The 18,924-nt window shown below is 71.8% G+C and carries 17 protein-coding genes and 1 pseudogene; 10 read left to right on the forward strand and 8 right to left on the reverse strand.

All coding sequences use genetic code 11. The features are described 5' to 3' along the window. Positions 1-54: 54 nt before the first annotated feature. A complete protein-coding gene (locus tag DFJ66_RS29060; RefSeq protein WP_211351359.1) occupies positions 55-597 on the forward strand; it encodes a DUF6328 family protein in 543 nt (180 codons plus the stop codon). Here the strand turns inward: DFJ66_RS29060 and DFJ66_RS45145 are convergent. Together DFJ66_RS45145 and DFJ66_RS29070 are read right to left on the reverse strand one after the other, a co-directional pair. Continuing rightward, positions 514-3,237 (reverse strand): ATP-binding protein, encoded by a 2,724-nt coding sequence (locus DFJ66_RS45145; protein WP_121225731.1) that lies wholly within the window; start codon positions 3,235-3,237, stop codon positions 514-516. The two genes, DFJ66_RS29060 and DFJ66_RS45145, sit on opposite strands and share 84 nt — an antisense overlap. 277 nt (positions 3,238-3,514) lie before the next feature. Then, entirely contained in the window at positions 3,515-4,600 is a 1,086-nt protein-coding gene (locus DFJ66_RS29070) for an FAD-dependent monooxygenase (protein WP_121225733.1), read from the reverse strand. Positions 4,601-4,671: 71 nt separating this feature from the next. On the opposite strand from DFJ66_RS29070, the gene DFJ66_RS29075 reads away from it, so the two are divergent. The 6 genes from DFJ66_RS29075 (at position 4,672) to DFJ66_RS29100 (ending at position 10,839) form a co-directional block, all read left to right on the forward strand. After that, a complete protein-coding gene (locus tag DFJ66_RS29075) occupies positions 4,672-5,190 on the forward strand; it encodes a hypothetical protein (protein ID WP_147459386.1) in 519 nt (172 codons plus the stop codon). A gap of 72 nt (positions 5,191-5,262) precedes the next feature. Further along, a complete protein-coding gene (locus DFJ66_RS29080) occupies positions 5,263-6,552 on the forward strand; it encodes a PepSY-associated TM helix domain-containing protein (RefSeq protein ID WP_121225737.1) in 1,290 nt (429 codons plus the stop codon). A 124-nt stretch (positions 6,553-6,676) separates the two neighbouring features. Further along, positions 6,677-7,747: an MFS transporter gene (locus DFJ66_RS29085; protein ID WP_121225739.1), complete on the forward strand. Its 1,071-nt coding sequence runs from the start codon at positions 6,677-6,679 to the stop codon at positions 7,745-7,747. A 43-nt stretch (positions 7,748-7,790) separates the two neighbouring features. Beyond that, a complete protein-coding gene (locus DFJ66_RS29090; protein ID WP_121225741.1) occupies positions 7,791-8,963 on the forward strand; it encodes an alginate lyase family protein in 1,173 nt (390 codons plus the stop codon). Positions 8,964-9,479: 516 nt separating this feature from the next. Further along, positions 9,480-10,064 carry a DUF1326 domain-containing protein gene (locus DFJ66_RS29095; RefSeq protein WP_281276711.1) on the forward strand — a complete coding sequence of 195 codons (585 nt, stop codon included), beginning with the start codon at positions 9,480-9,482 and terminating at the stop codon, positions 10,062-10,064. 28 nt (positions 10,065-10,092) lie between these two features. Continuing rightward, entirely contained in the window at positions 10,093-10,839 is a 747-nt protein-coding gene (locus DFJ66_RS29100; RefSeq protein WP_211351361.1) for a DUF2182 domain-containing protein, read from the forward strand. Positions 10,840-10,855: 16 nt separating this feature from the next. On the opposite strand, the gene DFJ66_RS29105 is transcribed toward DFJ66_RS29100, so the two are convergent. Further along, a complete protein-coding gene (locus tag DFJ66_RS29105; protein WP_121231891.1) occupies positions 10,856-12,136 on the reverse strand; it encodes an isocitrate lyase/PEP mutase family protein in 1,281 nt (426 codons plus the stop codon). 66 nt (positions 12,137-12,202) lie between these two features. On the opposite strand from DFJ66_RS29105, the gene DFJ66_RS29110 reads away from it, so the two are divergent. After that, positions 12,203-12,877, forward strand: coding sequence for an ArsR/SmtB family transcription factor (locus tag DFJ66_RS29110; protein ID WP_121231893.1), 675 nt, complete (start codon positions 12,203-12,205; stop codon positions 12,875-12,877). Here the strand turns inward: DFJ66_RS29110 and DFJ66_RS29115 are convergent. Together DFJ66_RS29115 and DFJ66_RS29120 are read right to left on the reverse strand one after the other, a co-directional pair. Further along, positions 12,854-13,615, reverse strand: a complete 762-nt coding sequence (locus DFJ66_RS29115; RefSeq protein WP_121225747.1) for a PP2C family protein-serine/threonine phosphatase — start codon at positions 13,613-13,615, stop codon at positions 12,854-12,856. The two genes, DFJ66_RS29110 and DFJ66_RS29115, sit on opposite strands and share 24 nt — an antisense overlap. Before the next feature lie 76 nt (positions 13,616-13,691). Further along, entirely contained in the window at positions 13,692-14,732 is a 1,041-nt protein-coding gene (locus DFJ66_RS29120; RefSeq protein ID WP_121225749.1) for an ROK family transcriptional regulator, read from the reverse strand. Between the two features lie 55 nt (positions 14,733-14,787). Between DFJ66_RS29120 and DFJ66_RS29125 the strand changes: the two are divergent. After that, positions 14,788-15,802: pseudogene (locus DFJ66_RS29125) on the forward strand (Gfo/Idh/MocA family protein). Next, on the forward strand, positions 15,799-16,260 hold the full coding sequence (locus DFJ66_RS29130) for a heme-degrading domain-containing protein (protein WP_121225751.1): 462 nt from the start codon (positions 15,799-15,801) through the stop codon (positions 16,258-16,260). Before DFJ66_RS29125 ends, DFJ66_RS29130 begins: the two are co-directional and overlap by 4 nt. A 317-nt stretch (positions 16,261-16,577) precedes the next feature. Here the strand turns inward: DFJ66_RS29130 and DFJ66_RS29135 are convergent, their stop codons facing one another. From DFJ66_RS29135 to DFJ66_RS29145, 3 genes are all read right to left on the reverse strand, one after another. Beyond that, positions 16,578-17,810 carry an RNA polymerase sigma factor gene (locus DFJ66_RS29135; protein ID WP_121225753.1) on the reverse strand — a complete coding sequence of 411 codons (1,233 nt, stop codon included), beginning with the start codon at positions 17,808-17,810 and terminating at the stop codon, positions 16,578-16,580. Between the two features lie 54 nt (positions 17,811-17,864). Further along, positions 17,865-18,293, reverse strand: a complete 429-nt coding sequence (locus DFJ66_RS29140; protein ID WP_121225755.1) for a YciI family protein — start codon at positions 18,291-18,293, stop codon at positions 17,865-17,867. A gap of 65 nt (positions 18,294-18,358) precedes the next feature. Continuing rightward, the gene (locus tag DFJ66_RS29145; RefSeq protein ID WP_121225756.1) at positions 18,359-18,823 is read right to left on the reverse strand and encodes a DoxX family protein; all 465 of its coding nucleotides are present in this window, start codon (positions 18,821-18,823) and stop codon (positions 18,359-18,361) included. Positions 18,824-18,924 lie beyond the last annotated feature (101 nt).

Here is an 18,924-nt window from a genome sequence, read left to right on the forward strand (position 1 = left end):
CCTCGGTATGCCGACCGATGTTTCCGCACCCCTGCGGAGAGCACCGTGGTCCCCATGAACATCGCCGAACGCAACGAGACCCCCGCCGAGCGCATGGACCGCAACTACGGCGAGATCCTCCAGGAGATGCGGGTCGCCCAGACCGGAGTCCAGCTGCTGCTCGCGTTCCTGCTGACCCTCGCCTTCACCCCGCGCTTCGGCACGCTGGACCTGTTCCAGCTCCAGGTCTACGTGTCGAGCCTGGTCCTGGGCGCGACCTCGACCGCCCTGCTCATCGCGCCCGCCCCGTTCCACCGACTGGTGTTCCGCCGCCGGCTCAAGCACGAGCTGGTCCGCGCGTCCAGCCGGCTGCTGCTGGCGGGTCTGGTGCTGCTGAAACTGGCCCTGGCGGCGGCGTTGCTGCTGATCCTGGACGTGGTGCTGGGCCTGGTGCCCGCGCTGTGGATCACGTCGGGCCTGGTGGCCTGGTTCGGGTTCTGGTGGTTCGTGCTGCCCCTGCGCTACCGGGCCCGGTCACCCCGACGCGACGCGGTGCCGCACGGCCTCCCGCGCGATGTCGGTGCGCGACCGGACACCCAGCTTGGCCAGCACGTGTGACACGTGGGTGGCGACGGTCCGGCTGGACAGGACCAGGCGTTCGGCGATCTGCCGGTTGGACAGGCCCGCCACCACCAGTTCGGTGACCTTCAGCTCCGTCGGGGTCAGGCTCTCCCACCCGTGCGCGGCCCGCCGGTGCTTGGCGTGCGGGCCGCGCCGGACGCCCAGTTCGCGCATCCGGGCCAGCAGCACGTTGAGGTCCCACTCCGCGCCCAGCCGCTCCAGCACGTCCACGGCGCGGCTGAGCGCGGCCCGCGCCGACGTGCGGTCGCCGCGCTCGGCGAACGCCACCGCCGCCGCGCCCAGCGCCGTGGCCCGCAGCAACGGCCGTCCGGCTGCACCGACCTTGTCGGTGCCCCGTGGGACGAGGGAATCGGGGGCCGGCGACCCGGCGGCCCGCAGCAGGCCCACCGGGTCGCGGTCGGCCAGCGCCCGGCAGTAGTCCGCGACCGCCCGCCGGTGCGGGACGTCGAGGTCCCGGGCCAGTTCCGCGGCCCGCGCCACGGCCGCCGAAGGGTCCTCGCCCAGCGCGACGGCCAGCCGCACGGCGTCGGGCAGCAGGTCCTCCACCGAGTCCATGCCCTCCACCAGCACGGCCAGCGCTTCGCGGACCCGGCCGGCCTGCTCCAGCTCCAGGCTGGTGGCCAGGGCGAGCGAGCCGACGACGTGACCGGGCACGGCCTCGCCCGCCGTGTCCAGGTGCCGCCGGGCGCCCTCGGCGTCACCGCGGTGCAGGTGGATCAGGGCCGCCACGCCGTGGTCGCAGCGCGAGACCATCGGGTGCTTGAGGTCGTCGGGCAGCAGGTCCACGTCCACCAGGGCCTCGTCCCAGTGGCCCGCGTCGAGCAGGAGCTGGCCCAGCGCGCTCTGCGCCTGCGCGAGCCGGACGGTGTTGCCGGTCTGGTCGGCGGCGTGCCGGACGACCCGGGCGGACGCGATGGCCTCCTCCACGCGGTCCAGCTCGCCCAGGGTCACGGCCTGGTTGATCTGGAGCAGCAGCCGCAGGTCCGCCGTGGCCGGGTCGCCCATCGCGACCGCCAGCGCCCGGTCGAACAGCGGCAGCGCCTCGGCCATGCGGCCCCGGGCCATCGCCACGATCGTGCGGACGTGCAGCGCCCAGCTCGTGGCGCGGCGGTCCTCGGATTCCATCGCGGTGACGGCGAGGCGCTCGGCGTCGTCCAGCGACCCCTCGTCCCAGTGCGCGCGGGCGGCGAGCACGAGCAGCCGGGCGCGGTCACCGGCGGACAGGCCCGGCGCGGCCAGCGCGCGGTCGATCTCGACGAGCGTCTCGGCGGAACGGCCGGTCATGCTGCGGCACTGCGCGAGCGTCCAGTGCAGGTCGACCAGGGTGCCGTGTTCGAGCCCCGCCAGCGCGACCGCTTCCGCGCCGTGGTGGTCGCCGAGCCGGAACCTGGCTTCGGCGAGGTGCGCGAGCAGGACGCCCCGGCGCAGGGTGGCGTGGGGTGCGACGACGACCCGGCCGAGCAGGTCCACGGCGGCCTCGGGCGCGTGCGCGACCAGGGTGGCGCCGTGCTCGTCCAGCCACCGCGCCACCCACTCGGGGACGTGGTCGTCGGCGGCGAGCAGCTGCCGGGTCACCCGATCCACCCCCGCGCCGCTCTCGGCCAGCGCGCGGGCCGCTTCGCCGTGCCAGGCGCTGCGGGCCGACTCGGGCACCTGCTCGTAGAGGGCGGCGCGCACCAGCGGGTGGCGGAAGCTCAGCCCCAGCCGCCCGTCCTCCAGCACGCCGGCCACGGTCGCCTCCTGCAAGGCGGGCAGCAGGTCCACCACGCGGGTGCGCAGCACGGCGGCGAGGTCGGCGACCGGGAAGGACACGCCGAGCAGTGCGGCGGCGACCAGCACGCGGCGGACTTCGGCGCTCAGGTAGGCGATCCGGTCGTGGATGGCGGCCGACAGCGACGCGGGCAGCGCACCCGGTCCGCCGTCACGGGTCAGATGGGCGGTGCCGGTCGCGTCCACCTCGATCGCGCCGCCGCGTACCAAGGCCTCGACCAGCTCCACCAGGAACAGGGGATTGCCGCCGGCGTCACCCGCGAGCGCGATCAGCCCGTCGTCCGGCGTGCCGCCCGACAGCACCCCGACGAGCTCGGCCACGGCCGGTTCCGCCAGCCGGCCCACGGTCAGCCGTTCGACGCCCTGGCGCAGCGCGGACAGGTCGTCTGTGCGCGGCAACGGGCGCAGCACGCCGATGAGCAGCAACGGCAGTTGCGGCACCAGTCGGGCCAGCCGACGCCACACGGCGACGGTCGCGGTGTCGGCCCACTGGAGGTCGTCCACCACGAGCACGACCGGACCGTCCGCGCACAGGTCGTCCACCCGGGCCAGCAGGCGCTCGGCGGTGGCGGTCGCGCCGGGGTCGGAGCGGGCCGTGGACAGCGCGTCCAGCAGGGGCAGCAGTGGCAGCGAGCGGCCCAGTTCGTCACCCGCGCCCCGGCACACCCGGAACCCGCGCGCGGCGGCGTCCTCGCACACGGCCTTGACCAGCGCCGTCTTGCCGATGCCCGGCTCGCCCTCCACGACCAGCGCGGCACCCCGCCCCCGGCCCAGGGCGTCGACCCCGGCGCGGAGGCGGTCCAGCTCGCGCTCGCGGCCGACGAGGCGCAGGGTGACGGCGCGCACACGGAGAGAATACGCGGTTAACAGCAGGTGAACAAGGTCTTCCGCGATTTCGAATCAATGGCACACGCGGACAGTTCGCCTTTTGTTCACCGCGACCACCACCGCGTTTCACCCGCCACTGCCACGGTAATCACCGGGCCGGCCCGCCGTGCAATTCCCGACGATCGCTCGTGACTGGAGTGCGCATGCGAATCGGACGAGTGCTCATCGCCGCGCTGGTGGTGGCCCTGTTCACGACGGCCGAAGCGGCGGCCACCACCCCGTTCGGCGGAATGCCCTACAACTGAACCGGATCACCCCACTCGATGTGGTGCGCGTAGAAAGAATTCGTGGACACCGATCGGTTCGCGCCCAACCCGGCGCTCATCCCCACCAGCGCCTCCACCCTTTCCCGGCGCAACCGCTCGTACACCTCGAACGCCTGGCGCGGCTCCGCGCGGTCGCGGAGGCACCGCGCGAGGGTGACGCTGTCCTCCAGCGCCATCGACGCGCCCTGACCCGCTGCCGGGGACGCCGCGTGTGCCGCGTCCCCGACCAGCACCACCCGGTCGGTGTGCCAGACGGGCGTGGTGGGCACGTCGTAGGCGTTGCTCGCGTGGATCTCGCCTTCCGCCCGGATGATCTCCAACGCGGGTGAGGTGTCGTCGGCGAAGAACGCGGCGGCGTGGGCGCGGTGGTCCTCGGGCGTGCCGCCGTGGCGTTCCGGCCCCGGGGTGCGCGCGAACCACCACGTCGTGCCGTCCGGGGCGGTGCTGTGCCCGAAGAAGCCCTGCGACCCGGCGATCATGTGGTACCGGCCGGGCGGGGTCGTGGGTTCGAGGCCCTCGGCGTAGCCGTAGAAGATGTTCAGGCCGGTGTACCGGGGTCGCGGCGCTTGCGGGTCGATGATCCGGCGGGTCGCCGAGTGCAGGCCGTCCGCGCCGACGAGCAGGTCACCCTCCGCGGTGCTGCCGTCCTCGAACACGGCCCGAACACCGCCTTCGACGCCGACCAGCCGCTTGCCGTGCTCGACGGCGATGCCCTGCGCCCGCAGCTCGTCGTGCAACGCCCGGTACAGGTCGGCGCGGCGCAGCGTGCGCGGTCCCGTGACGCCGTTGCCCCAGCGGTTCTCGCTGACGAGCACGCCGGCACCGTCGTAGACGTCCACGCCGTCGGCGGCGAACGAGTGGTCCACCACGACGTGCTCGACGTCGATGGCGCGTAAGGCGTCCAGCCCGTTGTGCATGATCGTCAAGAAGGCCCCGATGTCGTCCGCGCCCGTGGGGTAGGCCTCGAAGACGACCGAGTCGATGCCCGCTTTGCGCAACGCCAACGCGGTGACCGGCCCGGCGATCCCGCCGCCGATGATCAGTGCTCTCACCATGTCCCCGACGCTAGCGGGGCGGCCCGTTCGGGCCTGTCGGCCGTTCGCCGACCCGAATACGCTCCGGTGGCGTGACGACTCCGACCCGAGGTGCCGTGCGCGTCGCGCGCTGCGGTGTCATCGGGCTGTCGTCCGGGCTGCTCGCGGTGGTGGCGCACGCGAGCGCGACCGGCCACTTGCCCGGGTTGCCGCACGTCCTGGCGTTCGCGGCGGCGGTGGCGTGGGCCTGCGGACCGTTGACCGACCGCCGGCTCGAGGCGGCCGAGATCGTCGGGCTCGTGGTCACGGTCCAGGTCACGCTGCACGTGTTCCTGGCCGTGCTGGGCCGCCACCCGCGCGAGGTCGTGCCGTCACCGTCGATGCTGGTCGCCCACGCCCTGGTGACGGCCGTCGTCGTCGGAGCGCTCACGGGCGCGGAAGGCGCGGTCTTCCGCCTCGCCGCCGCACTGGCGTCGGTGCTGCCACGCCGGTTCACCCCACCGCCGGCCTTCGCGCCGCTGCGCATCCCCATCGCCGGTCCCAACGAGCAGCCGCTGTCCGAGGCGCTGCGCCGGCGGACCGTGCCGAGACGCGGGCCACCCGTCCTCTGAGGCAAGCGCACGTCCCCACCACCGTCCCTTGTGGACCGGTGGCGATACCGCACACCCAGAGGAGCTTTCGCCATGATCAAGTCCTGGCGCGGCCTTGTGCTGCGCTTCCACTTCTACGCCGGCGTGCTCGTCGGCCCGTTCGTGCTCATCGCGGCGTTGACCGGCGTCCTGTACGCGGCGACACCGCAACTGGAGTCCTGGCTCTACGCGGACGAACTGTCGGTGCCCGCGTCCGAGCAGACCGTGCCGCTGTCCCGGCAGGTCGAGGCGGCGGTGGACACCCAGCCGTCCGCCACGCTCGTCGCGGTCCGGCCCGCGCCCGAACCCGGCATGACGACCCGGGTCCTGTTCAGCTCGCCGGACCTCGGCGAGTCCGAGAAGCTGGCCGTGTTCGTCGACCCGGCCACCGGCGCGGTCGTCGGTGACCTGGTCACCTACGGGTCCAGCGGTGTGCTGCCGCTGCGCGCCACGCTCGACGGGCTGCACCGCGACCTGCTGCTCGGCGAGGTCGGCCGCCTGTACAGCGAACTGGCCGCCTCCTGGCTGTGGGTGGTCGCGCTGGGCGGCCTGGTGCTGTGGCTGACGCGGCGGCGGAGCGTCACGCCCAAGCCCGCCCTGCGGCGGCACGCCGTGGTCGGCCTGTGGGTGCTGGTGGGCGCGTTGTTCCTGTCCGCCACCGGGTTGACGTGGTCGAAGTACGCCGGTGAGAACGTCGCCGACCTGCGCAAGGCGTTCGGCTGGACGACACCCGCGCTGAAGCTGTCCGGTTCCGGCGACCACAGCGGTCACGGCAGCGCCACCCCGACCGCGGGCACGCCGTCCGAAGTGGACGCCGTGCTGGCGCACGCACGCGCCGCCGGGATCGACGCGCGGGCGGTGGAGGTGACCTGGCCGGCCGGGGGCGGCGCGTGGAAGGTCGCCGAGGTCGAACGCGGGTGGCCGACGCAGGTCGACTCCGTGGCGGTCCACGGCGGTGTCATCGTGGACCAGGTCCGGTTCGCCGACTACCCGCTGATGGCCAAGCTGACGCGGTGGGGCATCGACGCGCACATGGGTGTCCTGTTCGGCTGGGTCAACCAGGTGCTGCTGCTCGCGCTGGGCGGCGGCCTGGTCGCGCTGGTGGTGCTCGGCTACCGGATGTGGTGGCGGCGCCGGCCGACCCGCGGGTTCGGGCGGCCCGTGCCGCGCGGCCAGTGGCGGAAGGTGCCGCCGGCGCAGGTGGTCGGCGTGCTGGTGGTCGCGGCGGCGGTCGGGTGGTTCGTGCCCCTGTTCGGCCTGACCCTGCTCGGGTTCCTGGTGGTCGACGCCCTCCTGGGCACCCGCCGCACGGGCGAGCCGAAGCCGGTCGAGCACGCCGTGTAATGCGTTGACCCGCCGGACCGGGAGCGGTCTAAGCTCGGCCATGCCCTTCGGTTGACGCCCCGCACCGCTCCCGGCCCGGCCCCTGGCCCGACTCGTCGTCGGGTGGGCGCTGCTGGCCGACGTCGTGCCCGTCTACCCGCTGTACGCGCTGCTGTTCGCGGACACCGGGCTGTCGGACGGGCAGATCTCCCTCCTCTTCGCGATCTGGTCCACGGTGGCGGTCGTCGCCGAGGTCCCGTTCGGCGCGCTGGCGGACCGGTTCTCCCGGCGCTGGTCGCTGGTCGCCGCCGGCGTGCTCCAGGCCTGCGGTTACGCCCTGTGGACCGCCGCCCCGGGCTTCTGGGCGTTCGCGGCGGGCTTCGTGCTGTGGGGACTGGGCGGCGCGCTGGTGTCCGGCGCGCTGGAGGCCCTGATCCACGACGGCCTGGCGGCGGTCGGCGCGGCCGACGCGTTCGGCCTGGTCCTGGGCCGGGTGACGGCCGTGGGCCTGCTCGCCCAGATCCCCGCCGCCCTCATCGCGACCGCCCTGTTCACCACCGGCGGCTACCCGCTCGTCGGCTGGGTCAGCGTGGCGACCTGCCTGGGCGCGGCCCTGGTGGCGACCCGGCTGCCCGAGACCCCGCGCGGCGAGCCGGAGAGCTGGCTCGCGACCCTGCGCGCGGGGTTGGCGGAGAGCGCGGCCGTGCCGGCGGTGCGCCGGGTGGTCGTGGCGGTGGCGGCGTTGACCGGGATCGACGCCCTGGAGGAGTACTTCCCGCTGATGGCCCAGGACTGGCACGTGCCCACGGCCTGGGTCCCGGTGGCCGTGCTGGTCATCCCGCTCGCGGGCGCGGCAGGCGCGGCCCTCGGCGGAGCCGGCCGACGTCCAGGCGGGGCGTGGCGGAGCCCGGCGCTCCTGCTGGCGCTCTCGGCACTCCTGCTCGCTGCGGCCGGCTACCTGCGTCACCCGGCGGGCCTCGCCTTGGTCGCTGTGTCCTACGGCTTCTACCGGCTCGTCCTCGTCGTCGCCGAAACCCGCCTCCAGGAGCGGATCACCGGCCCGGCGCGGGCGACCGTCACCTCCGTCGCGGGCCTGGGCAGCGAGGCCGTGGCCTACGCCGTCTACGCCACCTGGGTGGTCGGCGGCACGGCTCTCGTCGCCGCCGGGATCCTCCTCGCCGCCCTGCTCGTGGCGCGGACCGTTTCACCACCGTGAAAATCGTTGACACCTGTGGTCTGGACCACACACCCTCGGTGGCATGCGAGGGAAATCGGTGTTCTCGGTGGCCGTCGTCCTGGCGGCCGGACTGGTGACGGGACCGTCGCCCGCGACGGCGGCTCCCGCCACGTTCGCCCACCCCGGTGTCCTGGTGAGCAAAGGGCAGCTGGACTTCGTGCGCGCCAAGGTGAACGAGGGCGCGCAGCCGTGGAAAGCCGCGTACGACCAGATGATGGCCCACCCGTTCGCATCCCTGTCCCGCACGCCGAAACCCCGTGCGGTGGTGGAGTGCGGCTCCTACTCCAACCCCAACTACGGCTGCACGGACGAGCGCGAAGACGCCCTGGCGGCCTACACGCTGTCCCTGGCCTGGTACATCACCCGAGACAGCCGGTACGCCACCAAGGCCATCCAGATCATGGACGCGTGGTCCGCCGTCATCCAGGACCACACCAACACCAACGCACCCCTGCAAACCGCCTGGGCGGGCTCGTCGTGGCCGCGCGCGGCGGAGATCATCAAGCACGTCTACGGGAACTGGCCCAACGCATCACGCTTCGCCACCATGCTCCGCAACGTCTACCTGCCCGAGATCGCCAACGGCCGCCCCGCCACCAACGGCAACTGGGAACTGTCCATGATGGAGGCGTCCCTGGGCATCGCGGTGTTCCTGGAAGACCGGGCCGCGTACGACAAGGCGGTGTCCATCTACCGCACCCGGATGCCCGCGTACGTCTACCTGACCACCGACGGCGACCTGCCGAAGCCACCACCGAACAGCGGCATCGACACCCGCGCCGAGATCATCTCCTACTGGCAGGGCCAGAGCACCTTCGTCAACGGCCTCTCCCAGGAAACCTGCCGCGACTTCACCCACACCGGCTACGGCCTGGCCGCCGCCGCCCACCTCGCCGAAACCGCCCGCCACCAGGGCCAAGACCTGTGGTCCGAGGTCCGCGAACGCCTCCGCCACGCCTACGGCCTGCACGCCAAGTACCAACTGGGCGTCGAACCCGTGCCGTCGTGGCTGTGCGGCGGAACCATCAAACAGGCCCTCGGCCCGACCACGGAGGTCGCCTTCAACGCCCTCCACACCCGCCTGGGCATCGGCATGACGAACACCCAGCGCCTGACGGAACAACAACGCCCAGCCGGCACCGACAAGCTCTTCATCGCCTGGGAGACCCTGACCCACGCGGCAAACCCGAGCTGACGACGGACAGCCGGCCCGCCCGCCTTGCCGAGTGGGCAGTCCGCCGAAGATGGCAAAAGAAAGAAGCCCCCGCAGTTGCAGTCGGGTCATCTTTGGCGGCCTGCCCGCCGGCGAGGCGCTTTTACGGTAAACTGCGCTTCCGGAAATCTCGACTTCGATAGGAGTGGGTGCACTCTTTTTCATGGCGACGACTCCCGATCGTTGATCCCACAGCCCGTTCCAAGCCGTTGAGACGGGTCAGCCCCATTGTGATCACCGCGCTCCACTTGTGCTGGGCTCTGCGATGGCCCCAACCCCTGACCACGGTGAGTGCTTGACTGTGCACGTGGAGGACAGTCCGGGCGGGGTGTGCGACAGGCATGCAGGAAATCGGGGTTGATCCCGATCACGGAAGAGGTCGCCGCAGCAACGGATGCCAGAGGGGCCTTGTTCTGGGAGAAGTGCGGTACGACACTGAAGGAACCGGCGACGATGCCACGCGATCGACGAATTGGAGGTGGCGAGATGGCGTGGACGATGAAGGGCACATGGTATGAGTCCTGCAGCTGCAAGATGGTCTGTCGGTGCAACTTCGGGCCGGCGGAGCCGGACCAGGGGTGGTGCTCGGCCGTCCTCGGCTTCGCCATCGACTCCGGGGAGTCCAACGGGGTGGACCTGGGCGGCACCAAGGTGGTTTTCCACGGTGAACTGCCCGGTGACTTCGTCGGCGGCATCGACAAGGTGGTGCTCTACCTCGACGAGGCCGCCTCGCCCGAGCAGCGCGACGAGCTCGAGGCCATCTTCCAGGGCAAGCGTGGTGGGGTCTGGGAGGGCGTCGCGGGGATGATCGCGTCGTTCCTGCCCTCCAAGACTGTGCCGGTCGAGGTCGTCGGTGGCGACAGCCCGCGGGTGAAGGCCGGTGACTTCGCCGGCTTCAGCATGGAGCGCCTGAAGTCCGAGGAGGGGAAGCAGGCCGTCCTGGTGCACGCCCCGATCGCGGCGGGTTTCGCGGTCGACACGCAGGAGCTGGCCACCGCGACCGGCTCGGCGTCCGACCCCGACCTCCGGGCGTGGGAGACGCTCGGCTATGGCGCTGCCGTCCCGTTCAACTGGTCCTTCTGACCCGAGCGCGCGTAGGCAGGTGCTCCGGTTGGAGCGGCTGCTTCTCGTCGTGCTGCTGACGCTGGCCGCGGCAGCGTGGGCTCTCGTCGTCTGGCAGTCCCGGGTCATGGGCGGCGCGGAGGACATGGGTGCCGGTCTGACCATGGGTATGGCGGCGCCGCTGTTCCTGCTGATGTGGCTGGCCATGATGGTCGCGATGATGTTCCCGGCCTCTGCCCCGATGATCCTCGCCTTCGCCGGCAGCCAGGCCCGCAGACGTGCCACGGGAGGTCCGTCCACGCCGACATGGTTGTTCGTGCTGCCTTACCTGGCGGTGTGGACCGCCTTCGGGGCGGCTGGCTATGGAATCGCTGTGGTCGGCGATGCGCTCGTCGGCGACTCGATGGCGGCGGCGGACGCGATGTCCCGTGCGGCCGGCGGCCTCCTCGTGGCCGCGGGCGTCTACCAGCTGACCCCGCTGAAGCACGCGTGTCTGGTGCGTTGCCGCACGCCATTCATGTTCATGCTCCGCTACTGGCGGGATGGTAGGTGGGGCGCGGTGACGATGGGGCTGCGCCACGGTTTGTACTGCCTTGGTTGCTGCTGGCTGCTCTTCCTCCTGCTGCTGCCGCTCGGGGTGATGAACGTCGGCGCCATGGTCGCCGTCGCGGCCCTGGTGTTCGCCGAGAAGGCACTGCCGTACGGCGACACCGTGGGGAAGGTCGCGGCGTTTGGCCTGATCGGCTATGGCCTGTTCGCATTGTCGTGGCCGAATGCTCTGCCGACGGTGATGTGACGGTGCGGGACATCGCCTAGTCCGCCAACGCCTGCACTTCGTCGTAAGTGGGCACCGGGCCGACCGCTCCACCGTCCCGCACCGCGAGGGCCGTGGACACAGTCGCCCCCACCGCCGCTCGGAACAACAGCGACCCGGTGCTCACCCGCTTCACCCCCAGCTCGGCCAACGTCCGGATGTCGTGCTGCGCCAACACGTTCACCGGCACGTCCACCGCCGCCACCACCTTCGCGATCTCGCTCTCCGGCGTCAGCCCCGGCACGAAGATCCCGTCCGCACCCGCGTCGACGTACCGCAACGCCCGCGAGATCGTGCTCTCCTGGTCGACGTGCAGCCAGTGCGTGTCCACCCGCGCGTTGACGAAGAGGTGCGGGGCGACGGCCTTGAACTCCGCGATCAACCCGGCCTGCTCCGATGGGTCGGCCAGTGCTTCCCCGCGCCCGTCCTCGATGTTGACCCCGCACACCCCCATGGCCGCCAGTTCTTCGGCCACCCCGCGCACGTCGCCGAACCCGGCCTCGATGTCCACGGTGATCGGCACCGGCAACCGGACCAGTTTCCGCGCCAGCGTCAACGTCTCCTCGCGTGCCAGGCCGGCCGCGTCGGGGATGCCGTTCGCCGCCGCCACACCGAGGCTGGTCGTGCCGATCGCCGTGAACCCGGCCCGCACCAACGCCGCGGCCGAAGCGAAGTCCCACGCGTTCGGCAGCACCAACGGCGAAGCGCCGTGGTGCAACCGGTGGAACGTCCCCGAAGCCAACGCCAAGGCGTGCGCCCGCGCCGGGCACCCGTGCCGCCCGGCCCCGAACGGACGGTCCGCCAGCGGCACCTCCACCAGTTCGCCGGACGGCGCGACCCGCCGGGTCAGGGGCACGGGAGGGTTCTTGCCGGCGATCAACGCGTTCGTGGCGTCACAAGCCTGCACCAGCAACCCGATCCGCGCCGCCGCCACCTCGTCCCGCGCACCGCACAACGCGACCAGCCGCTCCACCGCGCGATCGGCCTCCGGGGTGACGGCAGAATGCGGCTGGTAGGACCGCGCCACCGTCGTCACGTCCGCCACGACATCGCGCGGCAACCCCAGCTCGGCGGCCAGTTTCGCCACCGGGTCCCCCGGACGCTCCAACACTGCCATGTCCACAGTGGACAGAAGATCCTCCGCCAGCCGACGCCGACGCTCGTGGTCGGCACCTTCGCTGAACCGCGCCACATGGGCACGCAGCCAAGCCACGCCGGTCGCGCCAAACGGCACGGCGGGAACGGTGTAGGCGGGGTCGAGCAGCACGTCGTGGTCCATGCCGGACACGCTAGGGCCCGGAAACTTCGGCGCCCGCCGAAGCGTCCACACCGCACAATGGACGGCATGCCCGCCGACAAGCTCGCCGACCTGGCCGCGCTGCTCGCCGACCGCACGCGCGCCCGGTTCCTGCTGACCCTCCTGGACGGCCGGGCGTGGACGTCGAGCGAACTGGCCACCGCCGCCGGCGTCTCGGCCTCCACGGCGAGCGAGCACCTGACCCGCCTGGTGGACGCGGGCGTCCTCACCGAACGCCGCCAGGGCCGCCACCGCTACGTCCAACTGGCCGGCCAGCGCGAAGCCGACCTGCTGGAACACCTGCTCGCCTACGTCGGTCCGGCGACGACGGCCAAGACCCTCAAGGCCACCACCGCTTCGGCCGCCCTCGCCCGCGGCCGGACCTGCTACGACCACCTCGCCGGTCGCCTGGGCGTGGCCATCACCGACGCCATGACCACTCGGAACCTGCTGGACGACGACCTGACCCTCACCCCGGAGGGCCTCGCCTGGCTGACCGACACCCTCGACTTCACCCCGCCCACGTCCCGCCGCCCGATCGCCAAACCGTGCCTGGACTGGACCGAGCGCCGCTCCCACCTGGCCGGTGCCGCGGGCGCGCACATCTGCGCCAGCCTCCACGCCCACGGCTGGGTGAAGAAGATCGGCACGGGCCGGGCCGTGAAGGTCACGCCGGCAGGCGAGGAGGCCCTGCGCGACCTACTGGGCCTCGTCCCGCTGTAGCCACTTCGGCAGCCACGACGAGTTCCCGGCCGGCACCACGTCCACCACCACGCAGGTGATGTTGTCCGGCCCGCCGCGCGCGTTGGCCGCCGCGATGAGCGCCCGCACGGTCCGGTCCCGGTCCGGGTCGGCCGTCAGCAGCTCGGCGATCTCGGCCGACGTGACCACGTCCGACAGCCCGTCCGAGCAGATCAGGTACCGGTCGCCGACCTCGACGTCCTGGTAGAACAGGTCGGGGTCGTGCGCCGACCCGGCCTGCAACGCGCGCATGAGCATCGACCGGCCGGGGTGCTCGGCGGCCTGCTCCGCCGCCATCCGCCCGTCGTCCACCAGCGCCTGCACCATGGTGTGGTCGCGGGTGATCTGGGTCAGCGCCCCGTCGCGCACCAGGTAGCAGCGCGAGTCGCCGATGTGCCCGACGGCGAAGCGCTCGCCGTCCCACAGCAGCGCGGTGAGCGTGGTGCCCATGCCGCGCATGTCGAAGTTCTCCTCGGCCAGGTCGGTCAGCCGGACGGCGATCTCCCGGGTCGCGTCGGACAGCAGCGACAGCGGGTCGTCGGAGTCCAGGTCCAGTTCGGCCAGCACGCCCACGGCGATCGAACTGGCCACCTCCCCGTACGCGTGACCGCCCATGCCGTCGGCGACGGCGTACAGGCGCTCGCTGAAGTACACCGAGTCCTCGTTCGCCTCTCGGCGCAGGCCGGGGTCGGTCCCGACGGCGTGGCGGAGCGCATACATGACGACTAGTGAATCACCCGCACGGGTCGCGGCGGCGGGCGCTCTCCCGATCCGGGCCCGGAACCTTCCACCGACCTCACCGGGGGCGTCCGTAGAACTCGCTCAGCACGAGCATGGCGGCCCCCGCCGCGACCACGTCGTCGCCCAGTGGCGTCACCTCGACCTCGACCGGCAGCCAGTCCGCCGTGGGCAGCTTCGCGCGCACCCCCGCCAGGTACGCCTCGGGCTGGGCGAGCACCGCCCGACCTGCGAGGACGACGTGGTCGACGTCCAGCAGCTGCACCAGGTCGGCCACCGCGAGACCCACGATGGCGGTGGCCCCGGCGAGGTCCCCGGAGCGCGCGGCGAGGTTGTGCACGGCCTCGATGCACCCGGTCCGGCCGCACACGCACTCGGGTCCGTCGAGCTGGATGGTGGTGTGCCCGAACTCGCCGGCGTTGGTGCGCGCGCCCCGGTACACCTGCCCGTCCAGCAGCAGCCCGACGCCCAGGCCGGTGCCGACGAGGACGAGGACCGCGTCCCGCAGCTCTTCCCCGCGCCGCCAGGCCTCGGCGACGATGGCGGTGTTGGTGTCCTTGTCCAGGACCACGGGCAGGCCCAGGCTGTCCTCGGCCAGCTCGCGCAACGGGACGTCGTGCCACTTCACCAGGCCGGTGGCGTCGTGCACCACGCCGGTCCGGTGGTCCAGCGGCCCGACGAAACCCAGGCCCACGCCGAGCAGCTTGTCGTCGCGCATCCCGTTGACCAGGCGGGTCAGCTCGGCGACGAAGGCCGGCGGGTCGAAGTCCGGCGGCAGCGGCGCCACGGCCCGGTCCAGCACGTCGCCGGCGAGGTCGGTCAGCACCACCCGCAGCTCGTCCCGCTCGACCTGCGCCCCCAGCGCCAGGCGGCTGTCGGCGACCAGCTTGAGCAGGGTCCGGGGCTTGCCGACCCCGACGTTGCGCGTGCCCGACTCGACCAGCAGCCCCTCGTCGATGAGCCGTGCCACGACCTTGGACACCGCCTGCGGCGTCAGCCCGCTGCGCTCCGCGAGGTCGACCCGCGTGACGGCGCCGGACCTGGCCAGCCCGAGCACGACGGCGTCGTTGTATCCGCGCAGGAAGCGCAAGTTAGGCACCCTCGCATCATGGCACGGCTAGCCTTTACTAAACACTGTTGCTTTAATATTCGACATGCCTCTCCGCACCGGTCTGCTCGGCTACGGCATCGCCGGCCGCGTCTTCCACGCGCCGCTCATCACGGCCACCCCCGGCCTCGACCTCGCGGCCATCGTGACCGCCGACCCGACCCGCCAGGCGGACGCCCGCACCCGCTACCCGTCGACCCGGGTCGTGCCCACGGTCGAGGACCTGTTCGCCCTGGACCTCGACCTGGTCGTGGTGGCCACCCCCAACCGCACGCACGTGCCCCTGGCCCTGGCCGCCATCGAGGCCGGGCTGCCCGTGGTCGTGGACAAGCCCTTGGCGGGTTCGGTCGCCGACGCGCGGCGCGTCCTCAAGGCCGCCGAGTACCGAGACGTGCCGCTGACGGTCTTCCAGAACCGGCGGTGGGACAGCGACTTCCTCACCCTGCGCTCGGTGCTGCCGTCCCTGGGCGAGGTGACCCGCTTCGAGTCCAGGTTCGAACGCTGGGTGCCGGACGTCTGGGACAACTGGCGCGAGTTCGGCGCCCCCGACGAGGCCGGCGGCCTGCTGTACGACCTGGGCGCGCACCTGGTGGACCAGGCACTGCAACTGTTCGGCCCCGTGGCGTCCGTCTACTGCGAACTGGACCGCCGACGCCCAGGCGTCGAGGTGGACGACGACGTCTTCGTCTCCCTGACCCACGCCAACGGCGTCCGCTCCCACCTGTGGGCCTCGGCCGTCGCCGCCCGCCCAGGCCCACGCCTCCGCGCTCTGGGCACGCGCGGAACGTTCGTCAGCGAATCCCTGGACGGCCAGGAAGACGCCCTGGCCGCAGGCCTGCCCTTTGACGATTTGTCGACAAATTCGCACCCTCACGCTCGGCACGTCCACAGTGGAGGTCCCCGGCGTCCCCGGCGCGTACCTGGAGTTCTACCGCCTCCTGGTCGCGGCCCTGACCGAAGGCGGCCCACTCCCCGTGGACCCGGAGCAGGCGGTCGCGGCCCTGGAAGTCATCGAGGCAGCCTTCACCTCCGCCCGAACCGGCCAGGTGGTGACGCCATGAGCCTGCTGGACACCCTGACCGACCAGGAAACCCGCCTGAAGTTCCGCACCTTCACCAACGAAGACGCCCTGACCCTGGGCCTCCACCTCCTGGCCAAGGCCCGCGAGGCCGCCCTACCCGTGGTCATCTCGGTCCGCCGAGGCCAACAACGCCTCTTCCACGCCGCCCTCCCCGGCACATCGGCCGACAACGACGGCTGGATCGACCGCAAGAGCCGAGTGGTGGACCGGTACGGCTGGAGCTCGTTCCGAGTGGGCGAGAGCTTCCGCGCGGCGGGAAAGACCTTCGAGGAACACTCCCTCCTCGACCCCCGCGAGTACGCGGCACACGGCGGCGTCTTCCCGATCCTGGTCGAGAACGTCGGCATGGTCGGCACAGTCGGAGTCTCGGGCCTCCCACAGGCAGAGGACCACGCCTTCGTAGTGACCCACCTGGAGGAATTCCTAGCTACCCGCTAACAGCCCCGCTTGCCGTCTGCTTTTCGTAGTAGTGGTCTCCACCACAGGTGGAGGGCCTCGGTTCCCCCGCCGTATGGCCTGCCCGAAGGGCTACCACAGATTTCCCCGGTGCAGCCGAACTTTTTTGTGAGGAACGAGCAAAAAAGTTTAGCGGCACCGGGGAAATCTGTGGTTGGCTCCGCCAGGCCATACGGCGGGGGAACCGACGCCCTTCACCCCCCGCTGGCGGCCTGCCGCGCGGCGAGCGCCGCTTTTGAGCTTTTGGTCTTTTGATCTTGAGAGCGCGAAGCGCGTCCAGCTCGAACCTCTCGAAGCCCTCAAGAGCAAGCAGAAGCGCGGTCGAGCAGGAGAGAGCGTTCGCGTTCGTTGCGGGTCATCGCCGCCGCGCGTTCGAACTCGACCCGAGCCTCCGCCAACCGCCCCAACTTGAACAACAAGTCCCCGCGCACGCTCGGCAGCAGGTGGTAGTCCTTCAACGCCGGCTCGTCCACCAGCTCGTCCACCAGCCCCAACGCCACTTCCGGCCCGAACGCGAACCCGATCGCCACCGCGTGGTTCAACTCCACGATCGGCGACGGGGCCACCAGCGCCAGTGCCTCGTACAAGCCCGCGATCCGGAGCCAGTCCGTCTCCTCCGGGGTCCGGGCCACCGCGTGACAGGCCGCGATCCGGGCTTGCAGCGAGTACGGCCCGCCACCCGCCTTCTCCAGCGCCGCCAAGCCGCGCCGGATCAGCAGCTGGTCCCACCGTCCCCGGTTCTGGTCCATCAGCAGCACCGGTTCCCCCTGGGGGCCGACCCTCGCCCGCGACCGGGACGCCTGGATCTCCAGCAGCGCCACCAGGCCGTGCACCTCGGGTTCCTTCGGCATCAGGCCCGCCAGGACGCGGGCCAGGCGCAGGGCGTCGGCGCACAGCTCGGGGCGGAGCCAGTCGTCGCCGGCGGTGGCGGAGTAGCCCTCGTTGAAGATCAGGTAGATCACGCCCAGCACGGACGCCAGCCGCGCGTCCCGTTCGTCCTCCGCCGGGACCTCGAAGGGCACGTTCGCCTTGGCCAGGGTCTTCTTCGCGCGCACGATCCGCTGGGCCACGGTCGACTCGGACACCAGGAACGCCCGCGCGATCTCCTCCGTGGTCAACCCGCCGAGCATCTTGAGCGTCAGCGCCACCTGCGCCTCGACCGACAGGACCGGGTGGCAGGCGGTGAACACCAGGCGCAGGAGGTCGTCGTCGATGTCGCCGACGTGGGCACCGGCGTCCGGGGCGGTGCGCTGTGCTTCGTCGCGGCCGATCTCGGCGAGTTTGCGCTGGTAGTTCTGCTGCCGGCGGATCTGGTCGACGGCCCGGTTCTTGGCCGCGGTCATCAGCCAGGCGCCCGGGCTGCGCGGGATGCCGGTCTGCGGCCACTGCTCCAGGGCGCTGACCAGGGCGTCCTGGGCGAGTTCCTCGGCCAGGCCCACGTCGCGCACCATCCGGGCGAGCCCGGCGATGAGCCGTGCCGACTCGATCCGCCACACCGCCTCGACAGCGCGACGCGCATCGGAAGCTGTCACGGTCCGGGATCAGACCAGCTTCCGATGCGCGTCGGCAAGGCGGGAGGTGTTGGGTTACCGCGTTCCGTGCTGGGCCTTGATCTCGTCGGCCAGGGCGGCTTCGCGCTGCCTGAGCTCGTCGGAGATGTCGAAGTCCTCGGGGGAGAACACCTGGCGGATCTCGATCTGGGACTGCTCGCCGGTCGGGTTCGGCACGCGCTTGACCCACTCGACCGCCTCCTCCAGGGACTTCAGCTCCAGCAGCCAGAACCCGGCGATCAGCTCCTTGGTCTCGGCGAACGGCCCGTCCACCACGGTCCGCTTGTCGCCCTCGAAGTACACGCGGGCGCCCTTGCTGCTGGGGTGCAGGCCCTCGCCGGCGAGCATCACGCCCGCCTTCACCAGCTCCTCGTTGAAGGCGGTCATCGCGCTGATCATCTCTTCGCTCGGCATGACGCCGGCTTCGGTCTCCGCGGTCGCCTTGACGATCACCATGAAACGCATCTGCTTGTCCCTTTCGGAGTGTGCCTGGCTCATCTTGACGAAGTCGGTGGGGTGGTGCGGGGCGTTCAGCGGCGGAACAGGCGGGTCAGCGTGTAGCGGCCCGGCCCGAGGACGGCGATCAGCAGGAAGGACCACGAGTAGATCGCCGCGAGCTCGCCCAGGTTGTGCAGCGGCAGCAGGCCGGTCGGCTGGTGGACGACGAAGTAGGCGAAGGCCATCGCGCCGGACGCGAGCACGGCGGCGGGCCGGGCCGCCACGCCGACCAGCACCAGCACCGAGCAGACGACCTCGATCGCGCTGCCCCACCAGCCCGGGAACGACCCGACCGGCACGGCGGTGCCCTGGCCGTCGATGCCGCCGAGGTAGCCGAAGCCCTGGAGGCCGTGGCAGGCGAACAGGAAGGACACCACGATCCGGAAGGCGGCGAGCACGAGGTCGTTGCGCTTGGGGGCGGCGGCGCGGGCGGCGGACCCAGCGCGGGTGGCGGACTCGGTGCGGGCGGACTGGGCGGTGGCGGTCGTGGTGGTCATCTCTTCAGCTCCTTCTCGGTGGGTCTTGCCCAAGCGACGAACGGCACCCCCGCCGGATCGACACGTCCGGGGAAGTTTTTCGAGATTTTTTGTTTCCGCAG

Source organism: Saccharothrix variisporea, from assembly GCF_003634995.1.
GTDB lineage: Bacteria > Actinomycetota > Actinomycetes > Mycobacteriales > Pseudonocardiaceae > Actinosynnema > Actinosynnema variisporeum.